This window comes from Acidimicrobiales bacterium, assembly GCA_035533595.1.
GTDB lineage: Bacteria > Actinomycetota > Acidimicrobiia > Acidimicrobiales > Bog-793 > DATLTN01.
In genome coordinates, this window is the sequence record DATLTN010000059.1 from 1 (window position 1) to 18,775 (window position 18,775).

Here is an 18,775-nt window from a genome sequence, read left to right on the forward strand (position 1 = left end):
GCTGCGCGAGCCGCGGCGCCTCGCCGAGGGCGAGGTGCCGACCGACGCCGACTGGCAGTGGGTGCGGCCGTGGCTGAAGAGCTCGAAGGGCTTCACCTTCGACAAGCCGCAGATGGGGCTCGGCCGCTGAGCTGAGGCCGGGAGGCCCCCCTCTAGGATCAGGCGGTGACCGATGTGCAGCCCTCGCCGCCACCCGCCGCGCGGCGCGTCGGCCCACCGGTGCTGCTAGGGCTGCGGCCACGGTTCCTCGACCGGGCGACCATCGTCGCGCGGCTCGACCAGCGCATCCGCGCGCTCGCGCTGTGGGGGCCGCTCGCACGAGGCGAGGCCGACGAATGGAGCGGCATCGATTTCGTCGCCACCGTCGCCGACGAGTCCGTCGGCGAGTTCCTCGACGAGCTCACCCGCGGGGACACGCTCTATGGGAAGTCGCTGGTCGCGTTGCGGATGCCCCAGCACGGCGTCGCAGGAGGCGGCTTCGTCAGCGTGACCTACCTGCAGTCCGGCCTGCCGCTGCACGTCGACTGGTACGTCAGCCCGCTCTCGCTCGGCATCCCCGTCGGCGACACGAAGCCCCTCTTTGTCCGCGACGGCTGGCCCCACTCGGGCGCGTCGTTCGCGGAGCTCCTCCGCGAGCGGCCGAGCCGCGAGTCCTGCTCGCCACCACGCTGGGACCGCGTCGTCTCGACGATCCCGGTGCAGGTGGCCGAGGTCGCGAGGGGCCGCCCGGAGGCAGTTCGCGACGCGAGAAGGCCGATGCGCGACCGCACGGAGGCCTACGCCGCGCTCGCCCGCCGCATCGGATCGTTGCCTGCGCGCTACCGGGACGCGCTCCCGCCGCTCTTCAGCCAGCTCGGGGTGGCTCGCCTGCTCAACCGCTGAACCGACGGGCCTCCCGGCCGCTCGTGCTGGGCGCTTCGGACCACCTCGGCCCGACTAGCCCATCGTCTTCGCGCCGTCGAGCGACTCGCGGATGATGTCGGCGTGGCCGGCGTGCTGCGCCGTCTCGGCGATGATGTGCAGCAGCGTGCGCCGCGCCGACCAGCGCGCGCCCGGCTCGAACCACGGCGCGACCGGGAGCGCGTGGGAGTCATCGAGGCTCGCGACGCTGGCCACGATCTCGTCGGTCCGGCGGGCGGTCGCGGCGTAGCACTCCAGCAGCCCGGCGAGGGACTCCCCCGCGAGCATCTGAAAGCCGTCGCGCCATTCGGCGAACTGCGCCGCGTCGTCGAGGTCCGGCGGCTCCTGCGGCGCTCCCTCGAGGATGAAGGTCGCCCAGTTCGCCTCCACGGCGGTCACGTGCTTGATCAGGCCGGCCAGCGTGAGCTCGCTCGCGGCCGTCCGCTCGGTCGCCTGCTCGCGCGTCAGGTCGCGCACCGTGTAACGGAGGAAGTGACGGTGCTTGGCGAGCGTCTCGAGGAGGTCCTCGCGCTCGGTGGTGGTCTGCAGCGTGCTCATCATCGGGTGCTCCTTTCATCGGTGTTCCGCTCTCGATGGTCACGGTAGGGTCAATAGCGGTCAGTTTCTGTCCTCAATGATGGGAGACTCTTCCCATGGCACCGACGAGTTCCCGGCTGCTGCGTCTGCTCTCGCTCCTGCAGCGGCGGCGGCACTGGGGTGGCGCGGAGCTCGCCGAGCACCTCGAGGTCTCCCCACGCACGCTGCGGCGCGACGTCGAGCGCCTCCGCGAGCTCGGCTACCCGGTGGACGCGCGGCGGGGCGTCGACGGCGGCTACCAGCTGGCGGCGGGCGCGGCGCTGCCGCCGCTGATGCTCGACGACGAGGAGGCGATCGCGCTCGGAGTCGGGCTCTCGGTCGCGGTGCAGGGCGCGACGGTCAGCGGGATCGCGGAGGCCTCGGCGCGCGCCCTCGCCAAAGTGGCGACGGTGATGCCTCCTCGGCTGCGACGACAGGTGGACGCGCTCGCGGCGATGACGGTGCCGGCGGTCTGGGGGGGAGGCGCGCTCACGAGCCTCGACCCCGCGGCGCTCGCTGTGATCGCGCAGGCCAGCCGCGACGGCGAGCACCTCGAGTTCGACTACACGGCGCGCGACGGCGAGGAGAGCCACCGGAGCGTCGAGCCGCACCGCCTCGTGCTGCTCGGTCGGCGGTGGTACCTCGTGGCGTGGGACCTCGGCCGCTTCGACTGGCGGAGCTTTCGCGTCGATCGCCTCTGCTCGCCGGCGACGACGGGCGCCCGATCGATGCCCCGCGAGCTCCCGGGCGGGGACGCCGTCGCCTTCGTCCGGAGCGGGATCGAGAACGCCCCGCTCGCGCATCGCATCGAGGCGGTCGTCCACGCCGACGCCGACGCCGTGCGCGCACGCATCGGCGCCTGGGCGTCGGTCGAGGAGCTCGACGAGGACCGCTGCCTCGTGACGATCAACGCCGACAGCTTCGAGTGGCCGGCGATGGGGCTCGGCCTCGTCGGAGCGGAGTTCGAGGTGCGCTCACCGCCCGAGTTCGCCGACTACCTCGGCGCCTGGAGCGGACGGTTCGGTCGCGCCGCAGCCGCTCCCGCTGCGGCGACCTGACCGGTCGCGCCGCGCTCGCGCGAGCGCGTCCCCGGATCGCGAGAGGCGTCGCGGGTCGCTCCGCACCGGCCGCCCGACGCCGGTCACCGGCGCCCCGCCCGCCGCTGGCGGTGGGGGCCGTTGGTAGAGTCCCAGCGACGCCGGAGGGGAACGCGTGACCGCTACGGACCGAACGGCACTGCCGGAGGCGATGGGCGCACTGTTCGACCGCAAGGGGTCGACGGTCGCCTTCATCACCCCCGAGGACCACTCGACGGTGACGTACTCCCAGCTCGACGGGCACGTCGAGACCCTCGCCAGGCGCCTCGCCGCGGCGGGGATCGAGCGCGGCGACCGGGTCGCACTGGCGCTCGGGAACAGCCCGGACTTCATCGAGCTACTGCTCGCGATCATCGCCCTCGGCGCCGCGGCGGCCCCGCTCAACCCCGCCTACACCGCCGACGAGTTCGGCTTCTACCTCGGCGACGTGCAACCGCGGCTGCTGCTCCTCCCCGAGAGCCAGCCCGCGGCCCGCGCCGCAGCCGGAGAGGCGGGGGTCGCTACGGCGACGGTGGCCGCAGCGGCCGGCGGGCCGCCCGCCGTGACCGTCGACGGGCACGAGCTCACCGCCGAGGCACCCTACGAAGCGGGCCTCCCCGACGACGTGGCGATCGTGCTGCACACGAGCGGGACAACGAGCCGCCCGAAGCAGGTCCCGCTCCGTCAGCGCAACGTGATGGCGACGGTGCGCACGATCGCCGCGCACTACGCCCTCGGCCCAGACGACGTCTCGTTCTGCGTGATGCCGCTCTTCCACGTGCACGGCCTCGTCGCCTCGACCTTCTCCGCGCTCGCCTCCGGCGGCAGCATCGTCGTCCCACGGCGCTTCACGCCGCAGCGCTTCTGGCCACAGGCGCGCGAGCACGGCGCGACGTGGCTCTCCGCGGGGCCGACGCTGCACCAGATGATCCTCGACAAGGTGGACGAGGGCGGCGCGCCCGAGACGCTGCGCTTCACCCGCTCGTGCAGCTCCGCCCTCTCCCCCGCGCTGCTCGCCCGTAGCGAGGAGACCTACCGCGTGCCGATGCTCGAGGCCTACGGGATGACCGAGGCGAGCCACCAGATGGCCTCGAACCCGCTGCCGCCCGCGGCGCACAAGGCGGGCTCGGTCGGGATCCCGACCGGGATGGAGGTCGCGATCATCGACGCGGAGCGGAACTTCCTCCCCGCCGGCACGGCCGGCGAGGTCGTGATCAAAGGCCCCTCGGTGACGAGTGGCTACGTCGCCAACGAGCAGGCGAACGCGGAGTCCTTCTTCGACGGCTGGTTCCGCACGGGAGACCAGGGCGTCTTCCGCGACGGCTACCTGTTCCTCGAGGGGCGCCTGAAGGAGATGATCCTGCGCGGCGGGGAGAACATCGCCCCCGCCGAGATCGAAGAGGTGCTGCTGCGGCACCCCGCCGTCGCCGACGCGGTCTGCTTCGGCGTCGAGGACGAGAAGTACGGCGAGACCGTCTCGGCCGCGGTGCGCCTCACCGCCGAGGCGGACGAGCGCGCGCTCATCGAGCACTGCCGTGGATCGCTCGCCGCCTTCAAGGTGCCGACGACGATCCATGTCCTCGACGAAATCCCGCGCACCGCGACCGGCAAGGTGCAGCGCCGGCGGGTCGCGGAGTACGTCCTGAAAGGGGAGTAACCGTGCGGGTCGCCGTCGTCGGCGCCGGCGCGATCGGCGCCTTCGTCGGCGCGTCGCTGGCGCGCGGCGGCAGCGAGGTGACCCTCATCGCCCGCGGCGCGCACCTGCGGGCGATGCAGGACGACGGCGTGCGCGTCGTGAGCGACGAGGGCGAGTTCACCGCGCACCCGCTGGCGACCGACGACTTCGCCGCGATCGCCGACGCGGACGTCGCCTTCGTCGCGCTGAAGGCGCACACGCTGCCCGCGCTCGCCCCCGAGATCGCCCGCCACCTGCGGCCCGGCGCCACGACCGTCTGGGGCCAGAACGGAATCCCCTGGTGGTACTTCCTCGAGGAGCGCGGAGCTCTCGAGGGCACGACCCTCGAGAGCGTCGACCCGTCGGGGGCGATCTGGGGGAGCATCGACCACGCGAGCGTCGTCGGCTGCATCGTCTACTGCGCGACCGAGATCGTCGCCCCCGGCGTGATCCGCCACGTCGAGGGGACCCGCTTCACGATCGGCGAGCCCGACGGGTCGCGCTCCCCGCGCTGTGAGGAGCTCGCCGCCGCCTTCGCCGCCGGCGGCCTGCGGGCCCCCGTCGAAGCGCGCCTGCGCGACCAGATCTGGCTGAAGCTCCTCGGCAACGCCTCCTTCAACCCGATCACCGCCCTCACCGGGTCGACGCTCGGCGAGCTCGGGGAGCTGCCCGAGATGCTCGACCTGCTGCGCGAGCTCTTCCGGGAGATCGCCGCGGTGGCGTCGGCGCTCGGCGTGACCTTCCCCGTCAGCCTCGACCGGCGCCTCAGGGCGGGGATCGCTGTCGGCGACCACAAGACCTCCATGCTGCAGGACCTCGAGGCGGGAAAGCCGCTCGAGAGCGACTGCATGGCCGGCGCCGTGATCGAGCTCGCCCAGCGGCTCGGGATCGCGGTGCCCCGGCTGCAGGCCGTGCAGGCGCTCGTCACGCAGCTGGACCGCGTGCGTGCGCTGCGCCGATGACGAGCGCGGCCCTCGGCGGCGGCGGGCGTGAGCGCGCCGGGGGCCGGAGGGTCCCGGCCGGCGACTACAGCGCGCGCACCCGGATGGTGTCGTCGAGGTGCGCCAGGCGGTCGAGCATGTCCGGGGTGCAGGGGCTGTCGAGGTCGGTGAGGACGTAGCCGAGGTCGGCACGCGTCCCGAGCGCCTGGCGCTCGATGTTCACCTTGTTCTCGGCGAAGACACCGTCGATGCGCGCCAGCACACCGGGGGTGTTGTGGTGGATGTGCACGACGGTGTTCCCCTCGGCGCGCGGCGCGAGCTCGACGTTCGGCATGTTCACCGAGAGCGTCGTCGTCCCCGCGTGCGCGTAGTCGATCAGCTTGTGGGCGACGAACCGGCCGATGTCGACCTGGGCCTCCTCGGTCGATCCGCCGATGTGCGGGGTGAGGATGACGTTCGCGACGCCACGCAGCTCCGAGACGAAGGGCTCGCCGCGGGCCGAGGGCTCCTCGGGGAAGACGTCGATCGCCGCGCCGGCGAGCCTGCCGGACTCGACGCACTCCCGCAGCACCTGGTGGTCGACCACGAAGCCGCGGCTCAGGTTCAAGAAGATCGCGCCGTCGCGCATGCGCGCGAACTCCTCTTTGCCGAAGAAGTTCGTGTTCTCCGGGCGGCCATCGACGTGCAGCGTGACGATGTCGACCGACTCGAGGAGCTCGTGGAGCGTCGCGCAGCGCTTCGCGTTGCCCGGCGCGAGGCGGTCCGCGATGTCGAAGTAGAAGACCGACATCCCGAGGTTCTCGGCGATCACCGACAGCTGGATGCCGATGTTGCCGTAGCCGACGATGCCGAGGCGCCGCCCCCGCACCTCGTGCGCGCCGGTGGCGGACTTGTCCCAGCTCCCGGCGTGCATCGCCGCGTTCTTGTCGGTCAGGCGCCGCGTGAGGGCGATGATCTCGGCGATCGCCAGCTCGACGACGCTTCTCGTGTTCGAGAAGGGGGCGTTGAAGACCGCGACGCCGCGTCTCGTCGCCGCCGGGAGGTCGATCTGGTTGACCCCGATGCAGAAGGCGCCGACGGCGAGGAGGCTCGGGCAGCGCTCGAGCAGGCCGTCGGTGACCTGGGACTGGGACCTGATGCCGATCAGCTCCGCCTCGGCGAGCTTGTCGGCGAGGCGCTCGGGGTCGACCACCCCGGCGACCTGCTCGACCGAGAAGCCCTGCTCCTCCAAAAGGCGCTTCGCGCCGGGGTCGATGTTCTCGAACAACAGGGCACGCGCGCCGGGCATGGGCCAAACGCTAGCGGCCGCCGGCGATCACCCCGGAGGGCCTTTCGGCCGCGAACTAGAGGTCGAGCGCGCCCCGGTAGAAGACGTCAGCGATCTCCATCTTGCGGGCGGAGAGGCCTTGCTCGTAGCTGTACGCGAAGGCGGCCTCGAGCGTCTCACGGTTCGCCTGGATCCCGTACGGGAAGGGGTCGTCCACCCAGGCGCGCGCCTGTGGGTGCTGCAGCGCGGCGGTGTCCACCATCTCCGCGAGCTGGCGCTTGGACTCCTCCACGGCCTTCGCGCGGGCCTCGAGGAAGGCGCTGTAGAGGTTGAGGACGACCCAGGGGTGCTCCTCGAGCAGGTCCTTGCGGACGACCGCGGTGTGGTTCGCGGGGATGATCCCGGTCTTGGAGAAGAACCGGGTCGACTCGGCCTTTTTGTCCAAGAAGAGCGCCCGCACGCCGGACCCCTCGCCGAAGGTGATCGTGCTGCGGTCGACGAGGTTGCGGTTGTTCGCGATGTAGAGGAGGGCGGCGTCGATCTCGCCCTTCTGCAGCATCTGGCCCATGTCGGAGTCGCGCGGCATGTACTGCAGGCGGACCCCCTCGGGGGGCGAGAAGCCCGTCACGCCGCCGTGGCTCTTCTCCGGGGGACGCTCCATGTACCAGGCGATCGAGCGGGGGTCGACGCCGTACTCGTGCTGGAGGATTCCGCGTGCCCACAGCGCGGCGGTCTGCTGGTACTCGGGGACGCCGACCTTCTTCCCGTTGAGCTGGGAGGGCTCGTCGATCCCCGCATCCTCGCGCACGAGCACCCAGGTGTGGAAGAAGATCCGCGAACTGAAGACCGGGAAGGCGGTGAAGGTGTCGTCGCCCTTCGAGCGCGCCATCAAGAGGCTCGAGATCGAGAGCTCGGAGACCTGGAACTCGTGGAAGCCGAACTGCCGCCAGGCGAGCTCGCTCATGCCGATCTCCGAGGGGATGAGGTCGATTCCCTCCGGCTCGACGGCGCCGGTGAACAGCGCCTTGGTCCTCGGGTTCTGGGCGAACGCAAAGCTGAGGCTGAGTCGTGACACGTGATCCCCCCTTGTTGAAGCCAGCGCCGGGCGACCGGGTGCGGACCCCGCGGGTCGCTCGCTCCCGGTCGCCGAGGTCGAAACGGACCCTATCCCGATCGGCCACCGCCCGAGAGCTGCGCCTCCCCGCGCGATGCGGAGGGCGGGCCCCGCTGCAGGCGCCGCCCCGGTGCGGTGGCCCCGCCTCCCCGGTCAGCTCCCGGCGCCGTCCGCCGCGGGCCCCGACGCGCCCCGCCAGCGCTCGTCGGGCCGGGTGGCGAGCGACCGGAAGAGGGTCGCGAGGAGCTGCAGCTCGGCGCGGTGCTGCACCGTCAGCTCGGTGAGCACCGCCGCGCCCCGCTCGGTGAGGGTGATGCGCACCGCCCGCGCGTCGCGGGCGTCCGCGACGCGCGTCACGAGCCCCGCTGCGGCGGCGCGATCGACGAGCTCCACCGCACTGTTGTGGCGGATCAAGAGATGGGCGGCCGCCTCGCCGATCGTCGGGCCGTCGCTCCCCTCGTGGCCACGGACCGCGAGCAAAAGCTGGTGCTGCATCGGCGAAATGCCCACCGTGCGGGCGATCCCCTCGCTCACCCGCTGGAAGCGGCGCAGCCCCGTCCGGAGCCGCAGCAGCTCCCGGTAGTCGTCGTCCTCGAGCGACGCGGCGATGCCCGCCGCGTCGGAGCTGGCCTCCACCGTCAGCCGCGCACGGTGGCGGCCGGGGGCACGTCGCCGCGCACGAGCACGCGCAGCGCGTCCCCGGCGCGCAGGCCCTCCCCGTCGGCGAGCACCGCGAGCACGTTCGCTAACGCGAGGGAGCGCAGCTGATGCGAGCCGCGCGCGCCGAGGGCGACGACGTGCAGCCGCCCCTCCTCGTCGAGGACGGCCTGCGCCGGCACGACGTGCACCCGGCCGTCGGCGCGGCGGGCGATCTCGACGTCGGTGGTCGCCGCGAGCAGCGGCGCGCGGAGCACCGCCCGGCCGGCCATCTGCCGCAGCGCGGGCAGCACGAGGAGCTCGAGGCCGACCATCGCCGCGACCGGGTTGCCCGGCAGGCCGATGACCGGGGGGCCGCTGCCGAGGCGCCCGACTGCGAGCGGCTTCCCCGGCCGCAGCGCGACCGCCAGCTCGTCGAGGTCGCCACCGCACAGCCGGCGGAGCGCCGCGCCGACGAGGTCGCGGTCCCCGGCGCTCACCCCGGCGCTCACGACGACGGCGTCGCACGAGGTGGCGGCCGCCGCGAGCGCCGTCGTCAGCGCGCCGACGTCGTCGGGGACGATCCCGAGGTCCCGGGTGGGAAAGCCCGCCGCCGAGAGCGCCGCCAACAGCGCGGGACGGTTCGCGTCTCGGATCTTTCCGGGCGGTCGAAAGGAGGGCCCCTCGACGAGCTCGTCCCCCGTCGAGGCCACGCCGACCACCGGCAGGGGGTGGGCCAGCACCTCGGCGACGCCGAGGCTCGCGAGGACGCCGAGGGCGGCGGGGCCGAGGAGCTCACCGGGAGCGAAGACCACCTCGCCGGCGGCGACGTCCTCACCGGGCGAGCGCACGTTGGCGCCAGCGTGCAGCGGCTGCTCGACGACGATGACGCCAGGCCCCTCTTCGCGAGCCTGCTCGAAGGGGCAGACCGCATCGGCGCCCGCGGGGAGCGGTGCCCCGGTCATGATGCGCGCCGCCTGGCCCGCTCGCAGCTCCCCGGACGGCACCTCCCCCGCCATCACCGCCTCGACGACCTCGAGGCGCACGGGCGGCGCCGAGGCGTCGCCGGCGCGCAACGCGTAGCCGTCCATCGCCGAGTTCGCGAAGGCGGGCACGTCCTCGCAGGCCACGATCTGCTCGGCGAGCACCAGCTGGGCGGCGGCCGACGTCGCGACGCGACGCGGCGCAAGGCGTGCGCAGCGCGAGAGCACCGACCGCGCCGCCTCCTCGAGGCTGAGCAGCGCGCGCGCCTCTGGCGCCGCGAGGCGCGGCGCCGGCGGCGAGAGGGTCATCGCGCCGTCGCCGCCGCGCGGCGCGCCTCGAGGCGCGCCCGCTGCGGGCCGATCGTCGCCGCGGGGTCGTCGGCCGAGGCCACGCCGCCGTAGAAGAGGCCGAAGCGCGTGCAGGCCGAAGCGGCGAGGAGTGCCGCGCCCGAGAGCAGGCGGCCCGGTCGGCTGCGCCGCGAGAGCTGCGCCAGCACGCCGCCGCCGAGGGCGAGGGCGCGCGAGCAGGCGAGGAGCCGGCCGGCGCGTCCCTCGTGGTACGGGGCGGCGAGCTCGCCGAGGTCGTGTTCCATCGCGAGCGTCGCCGCGAGCTCGGCGGCCACCCCGGCCGCGGCGAGGCGCCGCGCCGGCGCGGCGTCCGCAGCGGACGAGACGACGAGGCCGAGCCCCGCCGCGGCCATCGCCGCCGAGGAGGTGAAGACGAAGGGCAGCTCCCGGTAGGCGCCGTGCCACGCCGGCACTGCGGTGTCGGCGATGAGCACCCCGGTGTAGGCGGCGACGAGGGGGCCGATGGTCGCCGCGGCAGCGGTCGAGGCGGTGCTGAGCAGGGCCGGGCCCCCCGTGAGGTCGGTCAGCGCGGCGAGCGCCGCGGCGGGGGCGTAGGCGCTCACGATCCAGGTGCCGACGCTCATCGGCGAGGTCGGCTTCAGCACCCGCAGCATGTTGAGGAAGCGCGCGGGGCGGCCGAGGTCCTTCACGAGGGCGGCGAGGGAGAGGCCGATCGCCCCCGCGGCGCCGAGCTTCGCGCCCCGCGCGAGGGTCGGCCGCCGCGTCACCTGCGCGCCGGCGGCGAGGAGCGACGAGGCGCCGGCGAGGCCGCCGAGGAAGAAGTAGCCGGCGATCTCGCGTGCCTCCCAGACCGGCTTCTTGATCACCGGCCTCCCGTAGTAGGAGGTGAACTCCTCGGCGTCGCGGCGCCGGCGGCGCCGCCCGGGCTCGAGGCCCTCGATCACGTGCGTGCCCCCCGGCGGCGCCTCGCGGCCGGGGCGGGCCCCCTCGAGGCCGGCGCGGGTGACGCGCCCGACGTTCACCGCCGCGCCCCGACGAAGGCGCCGAGCGCGGCGGCGGCGAGGGCGGTCGCGGCGAGTGCCGCCTGGCGCCACATCGCCGGCAGGTCGCGGGTCGTGACGACCGGGTCAGGGGGGAGGCCGTAGACCTCGGGCTCGTCGAGCAGAAGGAAGAAGGCGCCGTCGCCGCCCACCCCGTCGTTCGGGTCCCGCCCGTAGAGGCGGGCCTCCGCGACGCCGGCGTCGTGCAGCTGTGCGAGTCGGGCGTCGGCCCGCACCCGCAGCTCCTCGACCGGCCCGAACTGGATCGAGTCGGTCGGGCAGGTCTTCGCGCAGGCGGGCTCTGAGCCCTCGAGGAGGCGGTCGTAGCAGAGGGTGCACTTCCAGATGCGGCCGTCCTCGGGGCGCTTGTCGAGCACCCCGTAGGGGCAGGCCGGCACGCAGTAGCCGCAGCCGTTGCAGATGTCCTCCTGCACGACGACGGTCCCGAACTCGGTGCGGAAGAGCGCCCCCGTCGGGCAGACGTCGAGGCACGCCGCGTCGGTGCAGTGCTTGCAGACGTCGGAGGACATGAGCCAGCGCGGCGCCCCGCTCGGGGTGTGCGACTCGACGAACGCGACGTGCCGCCAGGCGTCGGCGCCGAGCCCGCCGGTGTTGTCGAAGGACATGCCGCGGTACTCGAGGGGACGGGAGGGGACCGAGTTCCACTCCTTGCACGCCACCTCGCAGGCCTTGCAGCCGATGCAGACGGAGGTGTCGGTGAAAAAGCCGAGGCGCGGCGGGTGCTCGGGGTAGCCGCTCACCTCGGCTGGCTCGTCCGTGAGGGTCGCGAGGTGGATTCTCACGGCGCGCCCACCTGCTCGCTGATGCCCGCCCGGCGACGGTGCCCCTCGACCAGCTCGAGGAGCTCGGGACCGCGTGGCCGGCGGCCGGGCAGGATGTCGACGCTCAGGTTCTTGTCCTCCTGGATGTGCACGTTCGGATCGAGCGACAGCGAGGTGAGCTCGTTCGCCGCGTCACCGCTCGAGAGCCCGTTCGGCCCCCAATGGAAGGGTGCGCCGATCTGGTGCACGGTCCGGCCGCCGACGACGAGCGGGGTCATCCGCTCGGTCACGCAGACCCGCGCCTCGATGGCGCTGCGCGCCGAGACGATCGTCGCCCAGCCGTTGTGCTCGAGGCCGCGCTCGTCCGCGAGCTCGGGCGAGACCTCGCAGAAGAACTCGGGCTGCAACTCGGCGAGGTAGGGCAGCTCGCGCGTCATCGCCCCCGCGGTGAAGTGCTCGGTGAGGCGGTAGGTGGTGAGCACGTAGGGGTAGACCTCGGCGCCCTCCTCGCCGGCGAAGGGCGCGTACGGGTTCAGCGGGTGCTCGAGGACCTGGCGCACCGGGTCGCGCTGGCGGCCGTAGAGGGCGTTGCGCACCGGGGACTCCTGGCCCTCGTAGTGCGTCGGGAGGGGGCCGTCGATCGTGCCGATCGGCACGTACAGCCAGCCCTTCCCGTCGGCCTGCATGATGAACGGGTCGTCGCCCGCGAGCGCGTCGGCCCCCTCGGCGCCCTCGGGCGGCCGGTAGCCGGGCGGGCGGTCCTTCACGAAGTCGACCACGTCGTGGCCGGTCCACTCCCCGGCCTCGGCGTCCCACCAGACGAGCGCCTTGTGCTCGCTCCAGGGCTCGCCGTCGGGGTCGGCCGAGGCGCGGTTGTAGAGGATGCGGCGGTCCATCGGCCACGCCCACCCCCACTCCCCGCCGAGCCAGTTCTGCTCGCGCCAGGGCTTGCGGCGCGCCGCCTGGTTGACGCCGTCCTTGTAGACGCCGCAGTAGATCCAGCAGCCGCAGGCGGTCGAGCCGTCCTCGGCGAGCTCGAGGTAGCCCGCGAGTGGCTCGCCGTCGCTGCCGAAGCCGTTGATCTCGGCGAGCACGGCATCAGCGCTCGGCTCTTCGAGCGGACCTTCGGTCGGGTAGTCCCACGTGAGGTCGAGCAACGGACGGTCGCGCTCCTCGGTGGAGGCGGCGAGCTTTTCGCGAAGGATCCGGCCGAGGTGGAAGAAGAACCAGAGATCGCTGCGCGCCTCGCCCTCGGGCTCGACTGCCGCGAAGCGCCACTGGACGAGGCGGTTGGTGTTGGTGAAGGTGCCGTCCTTCTCGGTGTGCGCGGCGGCCGGGAGGAAGAAGACCTCGGTGGCGATTTGCTCGGTCTCGAGCTCTCCGCTCTCGATCTCGGGGCCGTCCTTCCACCACGTCGCGCTCTCGATGAGCGAGAAGTCGCGTACGACGAGCCAGTCGAGCTTCGCCATCCCGAGGCGCTGCGCCTTGGTGTTCGCCGAGGAGACCGCGGGGTTCTCGCCGACGAGGAAGTAACCTTCGCACTTCCCCGCGAGCTGCGCGAGCACCGTCGGGTAGGTGCTGTGGTCGCCGGTGATGCGCGGCAGGTAGTCGAAGCAGAAGTCGTTCTCGGGCTGTGCAGCATCGCCCCACCACGCCTTCAGCAGGCTCACCATGTAGGAGCGCATGGCGGCCCAGTAGCCCTTCTCGGTGCGGTCGCTCGCGATGTAGCTGTCGAGGTCCACGTGCGCAGCGGCGTGCGGCATCGCGAGGTAGCCGGGGAGGAGGTTGTACAGGGTGGGGATGTCCGACGAGCCCTGGATGCTCGAGTGGCCGCGCAGCGCCTGGATCCCCCCGCCGGGGCGGCCGATGTTGCCGAGGAGCAGCTGCAGCACGCAGGCGGCGCGGATGTACTGCACCCCGGTCGTGTGCTGGGTCCAGCCCATCGCGTAGATGAAGCTCGTCGTGCGCTCCCGCCCGGAGTTCTCGGTGACGAGGCGGCAGCACTCGAGGAAGGTCTCCTTCGGGGTGCCGCAGATCTCCTCGACCGCCTCGGGGGTGTAGCGGGCGTAGTGCCGCTTCAGGAGCTGGAAGACGCAGCGGGGGTCCTCGAGGGTCTCGTCTCGGCGGATCTCCCCGCTCCCGATCTTCGCCCCGCCTGAGCCGTGCTGCTCGCTGCGCCCGGCACGATGGATGTCCGAGCCGCCATCGCCGCCATCCTCACCGGCCCCGTCCTGCTCCTCGCCGGTCACGCTGCCCGCCGGCTCACGGAGCTGCAGCCCCTCGTACTGCCAGCTCGCGAAGTCGTAGCTGCCGTCGGTCGCGTCGAAGCCGGAGAACAGGCCGTCCAAGTCCTCGGTGTCTCGGAAGGACTCCTCGATGATCGTCGAGGCGTTGGTGTAGGCGAGGACGTAGTCCTTGAACCAGGCGTCGTGCTCGAGGACGTAATGGATCATCCCGCCGAGGAAGGCGATGTCGCTCCCGGCGCGGATCGGCACGTACAGGTCCGCCAGGGCGCTCGTGCGGCTGAAGCGCGGGTCGACGTGGACGAGCTTCGCACCGCGGGCGCGGGCCTCGGCCACCCACTGGAAGCCGACGGGGTGCGCCTCGGCGAAGTTCGATCCCTGGATGAACAGGCAGTCCGAATTCTGCAGGTCCTGCATGCAGGTCGTCGCCCCGCCGCGCCCGAAGGAGGTCCCGAGGGCGGTCACGGTCGAGGAATGACAGACCCGTGCCTGGTTCTCCACCTGCACCACGCCGAGCGCGGTGAAGAGCTTCTTGATGAGGTAGTTCTCCTCGTTGTCGAGGGTCGCGCCGCCGAGGCTGGCGATCCCCATCGTGCGCCGGGTGCGCTTGCTGTCCTCCTCCCACTCGAAGGTGCGCTCGCGCGTCGCGAGGACGCGCTCGGCGATCATCTCCATCGCGGTGTCGAGATCGAGGCGCTCCCACTCCGTCCCGTACGGGCGGCGGTAGAGCACCTCGTGAAGGCGTCCCTTCCCGGTGGTGAGCTGCAGGCTCGCCGCCCCCTTCGGGCACAGCCGTCCCCGGCTCACCGCGGAGTCGGGGTCGCCCTCGATCTGCACGACGCGACCCTCGCGGACGTAGACGTTCTGGCCGCAGCCCACCCCGCAGTAGGGACAGACCGACTTCACGACCCGGTCGGCGGTCTGGGTGCGGGGCCGCAGCTCCTCCGAACGTCGCGACTTCGCCGCCGCCCCCCGCCCGTAGCGGTCGGGGCCGAAAAGCTGGCGGAGAACGGGCCAGGCGCCGAGCCTCCTGCTCACGGCTGCACGCGCTCCTCGCCTTGGAGGCGGCGACGGATGAAGGCGCGAATGTGTGGACCGCGGTCAGGGGCATGCACGGGCGGCGAGACGAGCGGCTGCGGGTCGGTCAACAGCCCCGGCCGGGCGAGGTCCTCCGGCGAGAGGCCGTCGGTGGAGTCCGCGGGGACGCCGGTTGCGATGAGGTAGGCGAGGCCCGGCCGCACGCCGAGGCGGCGCGCCACCTCCTCGTAGCTCGCTCCGCCGGCGAGCAGCGAGCGCACCGCGTCGCGCGCCGGGAGCGCCGCGCGACCGCTCACAGGGGGAGGCCCCAGCCGAGGACGAAGTTCAGCACCGTCGCGAACATTAGATAGAGAAGCCAGCCCCCTGTGCAGAGGTGGAAAAAACCGAGCAGCCGCTCCCCCGCGGCGCCCACCCTGGGGAGGTCCGGCTTCATGCTGGCGAAGAAGTCCGCCCCGTAGACGCAGGTGAGGCCGATGAACAGGCCTCCCACGGGCTGGTCGTGCGCACCGAAGAAGGCGATGACCCCGAGCAGCGAGATCGCGAAGTAGCCGATCGTCATCCCGACGTTGGTGCGGACGTCGGCCTCGCGCAGGCGGTTCCAGCCGATCGCGAACCAGTGGATGCCGTAGGCGGTGAAGGCGAGGGCGGCCATATAGAGGCCCTTGTCGGTGAAGGTGTGGAAGAGGTCGAGGCCGGCGAAGAGGTAGACGCCGCTGAAGAGCTGCATGAAGCCCGGGAGCCAGATCCCCCACATGCCCGTCCCGAAGTCGACGGCGACGCTGCGGCGGGGATAGCCGAAGAGCTCCTGCAGGCCGTAGATGAGATAGCCGGTGCCAAGGCCCATGAAGCCCACCGCGAGGGGAGGGAACGCGGAAGCCGGCAAGGAGACGACGGACGCGAGCACGGTGGCTCCTCCTCCCTGGCGCCGGCGTCCGAGGAGGACGGCCCCGGCGGCCGTTGCATCGGGTGACGACCAACTCGCCTCGCATACCCGGCTCCCTCGGCGGCAAAACCCACCCCGGCAGGTCGCGACGGGAGCGACAGCGATCCCTCTCAGGGGGAGCCATCCGGCGCGGCAAGGCCAAGCCGGCGGAGGTCGCTCGGCGCGTCGACATCGAGGAAGCAGCCGGCGTCGGCCCCCCAGTAGGCCTCGTCGAGGAGCACCGCCTGGCGGCGGTCCGGCAGCCCGCGCAGCGACCGCTCGCCCGCAGCGAGGGCGAGCGGCGCCGCGGCGAGGTCCTCTGCCGACCAGCGAGCGCACAGCGGCTGCGCGTGCCCGTCGATCACCGGCAGCACGCTCCAGTGCCCGGCGTAGGCGACAAGCCGGTCGAGGACGGCGGCGCTGAGGAGCGGGAGATCGCAGGCGACGACGAGACACGGCACGTCGGCGCCGAGGCCTCGCTCGACGAGCGCGGCATGCCCGGCGGCGACCGCAGCGAGCGGCCCAGCGCCGGGCGGCTGCTCGAGGGTCGTCGCGAGATGGCTCGTGCCTCGGCCGACTTCGACCGCGAGCGCCACGGCCGCGGCGAGCAGCTCGCCGACGCGCTCTGCGAGGGTGACCCCTCCGACGAGGAGGGTCGCCTTGTCGACACCCATGCGCGCACTCGTGCCGCCTGTCAGCAGGATCCCGCCGGTCACGCCCGCTCCTTAGGTAGCCGTCGGCGCCGAGCCTAGGGAGGCGAGTCCGCCGTTAGTCTGCGCGGCGTGACTGTCCCGCCGGATGAGTGGCTCGCACAGCTCGCCGCGCGCCTCGGCGCGCCGCCCCCGACCAAGGAGGAGGCCGAGGCGCTGCTCAAGATCGCTTCGCTCGCCGCCCACGCCTCCGAACGGATGGCCGCGCCGCTCTCGTGCTGGCTCGTGGCGCGGGCGGGGATCGACCCGCCGGCGGCGCTCGCCGCCGCCGGCGACCTCGCCGAAGCCCTCGGTGAGGCACCGCAGTGAGAGCAGCGGGGCGGCTCCCGTTCGCGGCCGACGGTGAGCTGCCGACCGCAGAGGTCGCGGTGCACGCAGCACGCGACGGCGACCTCGTCGCGACAGACGATCGCCTCGCCGTCGAAGAGCCGCTCGAGATCCGCCTCGCCGCTGCACAAGGCCCGCGCACCCTCACGATCACGATGCGCACCCCCGGCCACGACTTCGAGCTCGTGGCGGGCTTCCTGCTTGCGGAGGGGGTCATCGACTCGCGCGAGCGGCTGCTCGACATCGCCTACTGCGTCGCCGACGAGGAGGAGCCCGAACAGCGCTTCAACATCGTCACCGCGACTCTCGACGGGCCGCCGGGCCGAGCGAGCATCGAGCGGCTCGTGATGACTTCCTCGGCCTGCGGCATCTGCGGCTCGGCGTCCATCGAGGCGGCCGTCGCCTGCGGCCACCCGCCCCTCGGGAGCGGCCCGCGCTACACCCTCGCCGAGCTCGCGGCGTTCCCCGACCGGTTGCGCGCCGGTCAGCGCACGTTCAGCCAGACCGGCGGCGTGCACGGCATCGCTCTTCTCGACGGGGCCGGCGAGGTGCTCTGCCTCCGAGAGGACGTCGGCCGCCACAACGCCGTCGACAAGGTCGTCGGCTGGGCGCTCCTCGACGCGCGGCTGCCCCTCTCGGAGTGCGCGCTCATGGTCTCGGGACGGGTCTCCTTCGAGATCGTCCAGAAGGCGATGCGTGCCGGCATCGCCTTCGTCGCCGCGGTCTCCGCTGCGACGAGCCTTGCCGTCCAGCTGGCCGAGGAATCGGGCATGACGCTCGTCGGGTTCCTGCGCGGCGGCAGCTGTACCGTCTACACGGGGCGCGGGCGGCTCGTTCCCTGAGCCCCCGCCTGGGTGAGCCGGACTGCGGGCGATCCGCACTGCGGACGCCCGCAGCCATCGCGCGAGCGATCGCTCAGGTGCCGATCGCGCCCTCGGGACGCCGCTCCTGCCACCGTCCCCGGTCAGTCAAGCCATCGAATCGCCAAGATCGCTGTGTCATCGTCCGAACCGTGCTCGCCGAAGATCTCGTCAACGATGTGCGCGACGAGGTCATCGACGTACTGCGTGACCACCGAGGCCGCCTTGCGCAGCCGCTCCATGCCGACGTCGAGATCCTCACGTCGTCGTTCCACGAGCCCGTCGGTGTAGGCGAGCAGCGTCGAGTGGGGAGCAATGGGCAGGGTGACCGACTCGTAGACGGGCGCCCTGAGCCCGAGGGGCACGCCGGTCGGCATGCGCGCGAACTCGTTCTCGTCGCCGTGCAGGAGCAACACCGGAAGATGCCCGGCATTGGCCATGGTGGCCTCGCGTCGGCTGCTGTCGACGAGCCCGACGAGAACTGTTGCAAAGTGCCCGTCGGTGGGGGATTGATCTCCCTCCCGACCATCTCGAGAATCCGTGCCGGGCTGTAACGACTGCCGCATACGCCCGGGCCGTGTAGCAGAGCCCCGCCATGATCGTCGCCGCACCCAGCCCCCGCCCGAGACGTCGCCGATGACGAAGGCAAAACGGGGATCGTCGATCGCAATCGCGCTGTACCAGTCCCCCCCGACCTCGATACCGGACTCACCGGGGATGTGGCCGGCGGCGAACTGCACCCCGTCGATCGCGGGGAGCACCTTCGGCAAAAGCGAGCGCTGCAGGGTCACCGCGACGTTCCGCTGCTCGCCGTACATACGGCGGTTCTCGTCCGCCAGTCGCTCCGCGTGCTGGCGCCGACGGACCAGCCGCTCGGTCATCACGACCAGCCCGATGGTGAAGAGCAGGCCGACGACGAGGATGCCCCAGGGAAGGAATTCCGACCATCGTCCGGTGAGCGGGCTCGTCGGTGAGATGGCGAGCGTGAGGACGCTTGAGCCGAAGGGCACGGTGGCCGTGGAGACGGTGCCGGTGAGCGGCAGATTCGAGACGTTGGTCTCGACGAGCGCGGAGGCACGGGTCGTCCGGCGCCGAGCGCGACCCGTTCTCGGCAGAGCTCTCGGAATACCTCCTGCGCACCGAGCCGATGAACGGCATCAACCTCATCATGGGGCGTCTCCCACGTCTCGGACAACGTCGTCCTCCTGCAGTTCCTCCGGGGTAACTCCGAGGTGAAGCTCGCGATCACGCTCCTCAAGACGCGCGGCAGCGCGCACGATCCACGGATCCGACAGTTCGAGATCACGTCGGACGGGCCTGTCGCTCGGCGAGCAGTTCCCTCCGAACCAGAGCCTGCCCTAGCCGAGAGCCGTCGG

Annotated in this window: 18 protein-coding genes; 6 read left to right on the plus strand and 12 right to left on the minus strand. The window is 72.5% G+C overall.

Annotated features, from left to right (window positions below; translation table 11 throughout):
- Positions 1-165 precede the first annotated feature (165 nt).
- The gene (locus VNF07_11170; GenBank protein ID HVB06793.1) at positions 166-882 is read left to right on the plus strand and encodes a hypothetical protein; all 717 of its coding nucleotides are present in this window, start codon (positions 166-168) and stop codon (positions 880-882) included.
- A gap of 54 nt (positions 883-936) precedes the next feature.
- On the opposite strand, the gene VNF07_11175 is transcribed toward VNF07_11170, so the two are convergent.
- Positions 937-1,458, minus strand: a complete 522-nt coding sequence (locus VNF07_11175) for a DinB family protein (GenBank protein HVB06794.1) — start codon at positions 1,456-1,458, stop codon at positions 937-939.
- 95 nt (positions 1,459-1,553) lie between these two features.
- Between VNF07_11175 and VNF07_11180 the strand changes: the two genes are divergently transcribed.
- The 3 genes from VNF07_11180 to VNF07_11190 all read left to right on the plus strand — a co-directional run bounded on the left by VNF07_11180 (position 1,554) and on the right by VNF07_11190 (position 5,189).
- A complete protein-coding gene (locus VNF07_11180) occupies positions 1,554-2,534 on the plus strand; it encodes a YafY family protein (protein ID HVB06795.1) in 981 nt (326 codons plus the stop codon).
- Between the two features lie 154 nt (positions 2,535-2,688).
- Positions 2,689-4,209 carry an AMP-binding protein gene (locus tag VNF07_11185; protein HVB06796.1) on the plus strand — a complete coding sequence of 507 codons (1,521 nt, stop codon included), beginning with the start codon at positions 2,689-2,691 and terminating at the stop codon, positions 4,207-4,209.
- Positions 4,210-4,211: 2 nt separating this feature from the next.
- Positions 4,212-5,189: a 2-dehydropantoate 2-reductase gene (locus VNF07_11190; protein ID HVB06797.1), complete on the plus strand. Its 978-nt coding sequence runs from the start codon at positions 4,212-4,214 to the stop codon at positions 5,187-5,189.
- A 64-nt stretch (positions 5,190-5,253) separates the two neighbouring features.
- Here VNF07_11190 and serA read toward each other — a convergent pair whose 3' ends face one another.
- The 10 genes from serA to VNF07_11240 all read right to left on the minus strand — a co-directional run bounded on the left by serA (position 5,254) and on the right by VNF07_11240 (position 16,218).
- Positions 5,254-6,456 carry a phosphoglycerate dehydrogenase gene (serA, locus tag VNF07_11195; GenBank protein HVB06798.1) on the minus strand — a complete coding sequence of 401 codons (1,203 nt, stop codon included), beginning with the start codon at positions 6,454-6,456 and terminating at the stop codon, positions 5,254-5,256.
- 55 nt (positions 6,457-6,511) lie between these two features.
- Positions 6,512-7,510, minus strand: a complete 999-nt coding sequence (locus tag VNF07_11200) for a PhnD/SsuA/transferrin family substrate-binding protein (protein HVB06799.1) — start codon at positions 7,508-7,510, stop codon at positions 6,512-6,514.
- Between the two features lie 192 nt (positions 7,511-7,702).
- Positions 7,703-8,185: a MarR family transcriptional regulator gene (locus tag VNF07_11205; protein ID HVB06800.1), complete on the minus strand. Its 483-nt coding sequence runs from the start codon at positions 8,183-8,185 to the stop codon at positions 7,703-7,705.
- A gap of 2 nt (positions 8,186-8,187) precedes the next feature.
- Complete coding sequence (glp, locus tag VNF07_11210; GenBank protein ID HVB06801.1) at positions 8,188-9,477, minus strand: gephyrin-like molybdotransferase Glp; 1,290 nt, start codon at positions 9,475-9,477, stop codon at positions 8,188-8,190.
- Positions 9,474-10,499 (minus strand): NrfD/PsrC family molybdoenzyme membrane anchor subunit, encoded by a 1,026-nt coding sequence (nrfD, locus tag VNF07_11215; GenBank protein ID HVB06802.1) that lies wholly within the window; start codon positions 10,497-10,499, stop codon positions 9,474-9,476. The genes glp and nrfD overlap by 4 nt, the downstream gene beginning before the upstream one ends.
- Positions 10,496-11,320, minus strand: a complete 825-nt coding sequence (locus tag VNF07_11220; GenBank protein ID HVB06803.1) for a 4Fe-4S dicluster domain-containing protein — start codon at positions 11,318-11,320, stop codon at positions 10,496-10,498. The genes nrfD and VNF07_11220 overlap by 4 nt, the downstream gene beginning before the upstream one ends.
- On the minus strand, positions 11,317-14,580 hold the full coding sequence (gene fdh, locus VNF07_11225; protein HVB06804.1) for a formate dehydrogenase: 3,264 nt from the start codon (positions 14,578-14,580) through the stop codon (positions 11,317-11,319). Before fdh ends, VNF07_11220 begins: the two co-directional genes overlap by 4 nt.
- Positions 14,577-14,876 carry a hypothetical protein gene (locus VNF07_11230; GenBank protein ID HVB06805.1) on the minus strand — a complete coding sequence of 100 codons (300 nt, stop codon included), beginning with the start codon at positions 14,874-14,876 and terminating at the stop codon, positions 14,577-14,579. The genes fdh and VNF07_11230 overlap by 4 nt, the downstream gene beginning before the upstream one ends.
- A complete protein-coding gene (locus VNF07_11235; protein ID HVB06806.1) occupies positions 14,873-15,484 on the minus strand; it encodes a hypothetical protein in 612 nt (203 codons plus the stop codon). Before VNF07_11235 ends, VNF07_11230 begins: the two co-directional genes overlap by 4 nt.
- 149 nt (positions 15,485-15,633) lie before the next feature.
- A complete protein-coding gene (locus VNF07_11240) occupies positions 15,634-16,218 on the minus strand; it encodes an NTP transferase domain-containing protein (protein ID HVB06807.1) in 585 nt (194 codons plus the stop codon).
- Positions 16,219-16,284: 66 nt separating this feature from the next.
- Here VNF07_11240 and VNF07_11245 point away from each other — a divergent pair, with 66 nt between their 5' ends.
- The gene (locus tag VNF07_11245; protein HVB06808.1) at positions 16,285-16,521 is read left to right on the plus strand and encodes a DUF6457 domain-containing protein; all 237 of its coding nucleotides are present in this window, start codon (positions 16,285-16,287) and stop codon (positions 16,519-16,521) included.
- On the plus strand, positions 16,518-17,381 hold the full coding sequence (gene fdhD, locus VNF07_11250; GenBank protein ID HVB06809.1) for a formate dehydrogenase accessory sulfurtransferase FdhD: 864 nt from the start codon (positions 16,518-16,520) through the stop codon (positions 17,379-17,381). The genes VNF07_11245 and fdhD overlap by 4 nt, the downstream gene beginning before the upstream one ends.
- A 122-nt stretch (positions 17,382-17,503) precedes the next feature.
- On the opposite strand, the gene VNF07_11255 is transcribed toward fdhD, so the two are convergent.
- The gene (locus VNF07_11255) at positions 17,504-18,409 is read right to left on the minus strand and encodes a SpoIIE family protein phosphatase (GenBank protein HVB06810.1); all 906 of its coding nucleotides are present in this window, start codon (positions 18,407-18,409) and stop codon (positions 17,504-17,506) included.
- Positions 18,410-18,775: the final 366 nt, after the last annotated feature.